The 4904-nt window shown below is 70.8% G+C and carries 5 protein-coding genes; all 5 read left to right on the top strand.

The window, feature by feature from the left end:
• Window positions 1-211 precede the first annotated feature (211 nt).
• On the top strand, window positions 212-1117 hold the full coding sequence (locus AB0M52_RS30585; protein WP_363960912.1) for a PfkB family carbohydrate kinase: 906 nt from the start codon (window positions 212-214) through the stop codon (window positions 1115-1117).
• The gene (locus tag AB0M52_RS30580; protein ID WP_363960910.1) at window positions 1114-2001 is read left to right on the top strand and encodes a hypothetical protein; all 888 of its coding nucleotides are present in this window, start codon (window positions 1114-1116) and stop codon (window positions 1999-2001) included. The genes AB0M52_RS30585 and AB0M52_RS30580 overlap by 4 nt, the downstream gene beginning before the upstream one ends.
• A gap of 31 nt (window positions 2002-2032) precedes the next feature.
• Window positions 2033-2848: a DeoR/GlpR family DNA-binding transcription regulator gene (locus AB0M52_RS30575; protein WP_363960908.1), complete on the top strand. Its 816-nt coding sequence runs from the start codon at window positions 2033-2035 to the stop codon at window positions 2846-2848.
• A gap of 8 nt (window positions 2849-2856) precedes the next feature.
• The gene (locus AB0M52_RS30570) at window positions 2857-3885 is read left to right on the top strand and encodes an alcohol dehydrogenase catalytic domain-containing protein (protein ID WP_363960906.1); all 1029 of its coding nucleotides are present in this window, start codon (window positions 2857-2859) and stop codon (window positions 3883-3885) included.
• Window positions 3882-4904: tartrate dehydrogenase (locus AB0M52_RS30565; RefSeq protein ID WP_363960904.1), on the top strand; the 1023-nt coding region annotated here is incomplete at its 3' end. The genes AB0M52_RS30570 and AB0M52_RS30565, both read left to right, overlap by 4 nt.

The following is a 4904-nucleotide window of genomic DNA, read 5'->3' as shown; positions in this document are numbered from 1 at the left end:
CCCGAGGCGGAGGACGACCCGCAGCCGGCAAGCGTTCCGAGCGCCACGGCGCCGGCCACGAGCGCGGCGATCGGCAGCCGCGCGGCCTTTCGTAGGTTCACGATCCCTCCGGTTGATGGTGGTGGTTCTCACAAGTGGAGGTTGACATTCGCACAACGATTGTGAAACTGTCAACACCCAGCTGATCGAAAATCACCAGACGGGAGCGGGAATGGCGGGACCATGGGAGGTGCTCTGCGTCGGCGCCGCGAACCTGGACACCATCGCGCTCGTGGACGCGATGCCGCGGTCCGACGAGCGGGTCGTCGCACACGCCATCAGCCAGCACCCAGGCGGTCCGGCCTCGACCGCAGCGGTCGCCGTGGCCCGCCTCGGCGTGGGCGTGGCGTTCTGCGGGCGGGTCGGTGCCGACCCGGCCGGGCAGCTCGTCACCGCGTCCCTGAACGAGGAGGGCGTGGACACCGCGCTCGTCGAGACCGGCGGGGTGACCGCGCAGAGCGTGATCCTCAGTTGTCGAGAATCGAACACTCGGGCGATCGCGACCCTCGTGCCGGCGCCGCCCGGGCTGTCAGCGGTGCCGCCCCGGGCGCGCTGGGTGCACGTGGACCACGCCGGCTACGCCGCCGTCGCGCCGCATCTCACCGATCCGGGCCGCGCCTTCCGTCTCTCGATCGACGCCGGCAACGACATCGCCGGTCTGCGGCTGGCCGGTGTCGACCTGTTCGTGCCGACCGTCGAGGCGCTGCGCCGCCGATACGGCGCCGGGAGCGTGCCGGATCTGGTCCGGCAGGCCCACGACGAGGGGGCGGTCACCGTCGTCGCCACCTGCGGCGGCGAGGGCTCGTACGTCAGCGCACCCGACCTGCCGCTGACCCACGTACCCGGATTCGCCGTCGACGTGGTGAGCACCCTCGGTGCCGGGGATGTCTTCCACGGCGCCCTGGTGGCCGGCCTGGCCCGCGGATTCGACCTGGTAACGGCGACCCGGCAGGCCAACGCGGTGGCGGCGCTGTCCTGCCGGGCACTCGACGGACGCTCCGGAATCCCCACCTTCGACGAAGTCACCCGATTCCTGCTCGACAACGAACCACAGAACCCCCAGGGAGAACCCCAATGACAGCGACGGTCAGGCATCCGGCTCTGCACAGGCTCGCGGACCAGCATGGCAACCTCACCATGCTCGCCCTCGACCAGCGCGAGTCGCTTCGGACGATGCTGCAGGACGGGGACCTCGGTCGGGAGGTGCCGGACAGCGAGCTGGTGGAGTTCAAGGCCCTCGCCACCGAGACCCTCTCGCCGTACGCCTCGGCGATCCTGCTCGACCGCGAGTTCGCGCTCGCCGGCGGCCGTCCGGCGACCATCGCCCCGGACACCGCGCTCATCCTCGCCGCCGACGACCTGCACCAGAACCCCGGCGAAACCGTGCACGGCAGCTCGGTGGACCCGACGGTGACCGTGGAGTACATCCGCTCGGTGGACGCGGCGGCGCTGAAGTTCCTGGTGATCTGGCAGCCGGACGAGGGCGCCGACCAGCGGGCCGCGATCGTCGGGGAGTTCCTCGAGCTGTGCCGCCGCTCCGGCACCATCTCGCTGCTGGAGGGAATCGTCCGGCCGCCGCGCGGTCGCGGGTGGACGGACCCGGCCGAGCGGCACGAGGCGATCCTGGCCGCCGCCCGGGAACTTTCGGCGTTCGGCCCGGACGTCTACAAGGCCGAGGTGCCCGGCTACGTACCGGGTGACGTCTCCGCGGTGCAGGAGCAGGCGGCCGCGATGTCGGAGATCGTCGGCGGAGCCTGGGTGGTGCTGTCCAACGGCGTCCGGGGCGAGGACTTCGCCGCCGCCGTCGAGCGCTCGGTCGCCGGCGGGGCCGCCGGCTTCCTCGCCGGTAGGGCAATCTGGGCCGACACGATCGGCGAGGCCGATGTCAGCGCGGCGCTGCGGACGCGGTCCGTGGAGCGCCTGACCAGGCTGCAGCGGCTTGTCGCCGAGTCAGTGGCTTGAAAGATTGCTGTCGTCGAAAGAGGTGGTTGCCATGGCGGCTGAAACGGTGAGTACGCGTACGACCAGCACGACGGATCGGCGCCAGCAGATCCTGGCCATGACCACCGAACAGGGCTTCTGCACAACAGTCGAGCTGGCGAACCACTTCGGCGTGTCGGACATGACGATCCGGCGCGACATCCAGAAGCTCGTCGGCGACGGGTTGCTCCGCAGCGTCCACGGTGGCGTCACCATGCTGCCCGCGGCGGCCCTGGAAGGCAGCGGCGACTTCCGCGACCGGTACGGCCTGGAGCGGGACCGCAAGTCGGCGCTCGCCCGGGAGGCGACGAAGTTCGTCAACCGGGGTACGGCGGTCGCCTTCGACGCGGGCAGCACCGCGCTGCGGGTGGCCGAACTGCTCCCCCGCGACCTCGAACTCAACGCGATCACGCACTCACTGCCGGTGCTGTCCGCGCTGTTGAACATGCCCAACGTCGAGGTTTACGGCCTGGGCGGCAACCTGAACAAGGTCAGTCAGTCCTTCGGCGGCCCGGCCACCGTCGCCGCACTGGAACACCTGCGGGTGCACACCCTGCTGCTGGCCGCGTCGAGCGTCAGCGAGCACGGGGTCTTCTGCGGCACCGACCTCGACGCGCTCACCAAGCGGGAGCTGGTCAAGATCTCCGACCGGATCGTGCTGCTCGCCGACTCGACGAAGTTCCGGCGTACCGCCATGGTGCGGGCCTGCTCCCTGGAGGTCATCGACCACGTCGTCACCGACGACGGCCTGACGGATGAGGACGCGGACATGCTCGCCCGCCACGACGTGCAGGTCACCGTCGTGGCGTCCTCGCACGAACATCGATAGGAATCCCCATGCGTGCTGTCGTCTACCGTGGCAGTGGCCACATCGGAACCGAGGACGTGCCGGACCTTTCCCCCGGGCCGGGCGAGGTGGTCGTCGCCCCGCTCGCCGTGGGGGTGTGCGGCACCGACTCGCACATCGTGCACGGCCACTTTCCCGCGCGCCCGCCGGTGATCCTCGGCCACGAGATCTGCGGCACCGTGCAGCAGGTCGGCGAGGGGGTCCGGACGCTCGCCGTCGGCGACCTCGTCACGATCGAGCCGCACATCTACTGCGGCGTCTGTTTCAACTGCCAGACCGGCACCCAGCACATGTGCCCGGACCGCAAGGCGCCCGGCGTACACCTGGACGGCGGGATGGCGGAGCAGGTGAGGGTGCCGGAGAAGCTGGCGTTCAAGCTCCCTGCGGACACCGACCCGTTCCACGGCGCGCTGACCGAGCCGATCGCCTGCTGCATCCACGGCATCGACCGGGCCGGCGTACGCTCCGGGCTGCCCGCGATCGTCTTCGGCTGCGGACCGGCCGGTGCGATCATGGTCGCCCTGGCAAAGGCCGCCGGGGCATACCCGGTCGTCGCGGTGGACGGTCGGTCGCACCGCCGGGACCTCGCGCTGCGGTTCGGCGCGGACGCCGTACTCGACCCCGCCCAGCCCGACTTCCGCGACGCGGCACTGTCGTACACCGACGGCGTGGGCTACCCGGTGGCCATCGACGCGGTCGGCTCGGCCGCGGTGGTGGAGACCGCCATCGACCTGGTCTGCCGCGGCGGCAACATCCTGCTGTTCGGGGTGGCCAACCCGGACGACGTCGCGAAGATCCACCCGAACGAGATCTACGCCCGCGAGCTGAGCCTGCTCGGCACCGCGCTGAACCCGGACACCCACCGTCGCGCGATCGGCATGCTGAACCGGCTGCCGCTCGACGAACTGAGGTCCGCCACGTTCTCCCTGGAGCAGATCGACGAGGCGCTCGCCGCCCAGCAGGCCGGCGCGGTCGACAAGGTCTTCATCGTCCCCTCACCCCGGAGCCCGCAAGCATGAACACGTACACGGTCGCCTGCCTCCCCGGCGACGGGATCGGGCTCGAGGTCCTCCCGGCCGCCGTCACCTGCCTCGACCTCGTGGCCGCGCAGCACTCGTTCCGCTTCGACTGGCACGATCTGCCGTGGGGCTCGGACCACTACCACCGGCACGGCCGGATGATGCCGGTCGACGGCCTGGAGCAGCTCGCCCCGCACGACGCGATCTTCCTCGGCGCGGTCGGGGTGCCGGAGATCCCCGACACCGAGACGCTGTGGGGCCTGCTCATCCCGATCCGCCGCACCTTCGACCAGTACATCAACCTTCGGCCGGCCAAGACCCTTCCCGGCGTGCCGAACCGGGTCACCGCCGAGGGCGACATCGACCTGGTCATCGTGCGGGAGAACGTCGAGGGCGAGTACTCCGAGATCGGCGGCCGGCTGTACCGGGGTCAGCCGGAGGAGGCCGCGGTACAGGAGTCGATCTTCACCCGGCGCGGTACCGCCCGGGCCGCCGCCTTCGCCGCCCGCCTCGCCCAGCAGCGGCGCGGCAAGTTGACCTCGGCCACCAAGTCCAACGGCATCGTGCACACCATGCCGTTCTGGGACGAGGTGGTCGGCGAGGTGGTCGCCGAACATCCCGGCGTCGCACTCGACAGCCTGCTGATCGACGCCTTCGCCGCGAAGCTCGTCCTCGACCCGGCGAGCTTCGACGTGATCGTCGCCTCGAACCTGTTCGGCGACATCCTCTCCGACCTCGCCGGCGCGGTGACCGGGTCGATCGGCGCCTCCCCGAGCGCCAACCTCAACCCCGAGCGCCGGCACCCGTCGATGTTCGAGCCGGTGCACGGCTCGGCCCCGGACATCGCCGGGCAGGGCGTCGCCAACCCGGTGGGCCAGATCTGGGCCGGCGCGATGATGCTGGAGCACCTGGGCGAGACGACGGCCGCCAACCGGTTGCAGAATGCCATGGAAACGGTCATCGCCCAGGGGATCAAGACCCGGGACCTGGGTGGCACCGCCGACACCGCCGGGTTCGTC

It is taken from the genome of Micromonospora sp. NPDC051296, assembly GCF_040682255.1.
Classification (GTDB): domain Bacteria; phylum Actinomycetota; class Actinomycetes; order Mycobacteriales; family Micromonosporaceae; genus Micromonospora; species Micromonospora craterilacus.
This window is presented reverse-complemented; position numbering and strand designations above follow the sequence as displayed.

Bases quoted from the DNA above. Each gene is read 5' to 3' on its own strand.
- AB0M52_RS30580 (WP_363960910.1), top strand. From the start codon at position 1,114: ATGACAGCGACGGTCAGGCATCCGGCTCTGCACAGGCTCGCGGACCAG.
- AB0M52_RS30585 (WP_363960912.1), top strand. From the start codon at position 212: ATGGCGGGACCATGGGAGGTGCTCTGCGTCGGCGCCGCGAACCTGGAC.
- AB0M52_RS30575 (WP_363960908.1), top strand. From the start codon at position 2,033: ATGGCGGCTGAAACGGTGAGTACGCGTACGACCAGCACGACGGATCGG.
- AB0M52_RS30570 (WP_363960906.1), top strand. From the start codon at position 2,857: ATGCGTGCTGTCGTCTACCGTGGCAGTGGCCACATCGGAACCGAGGAC.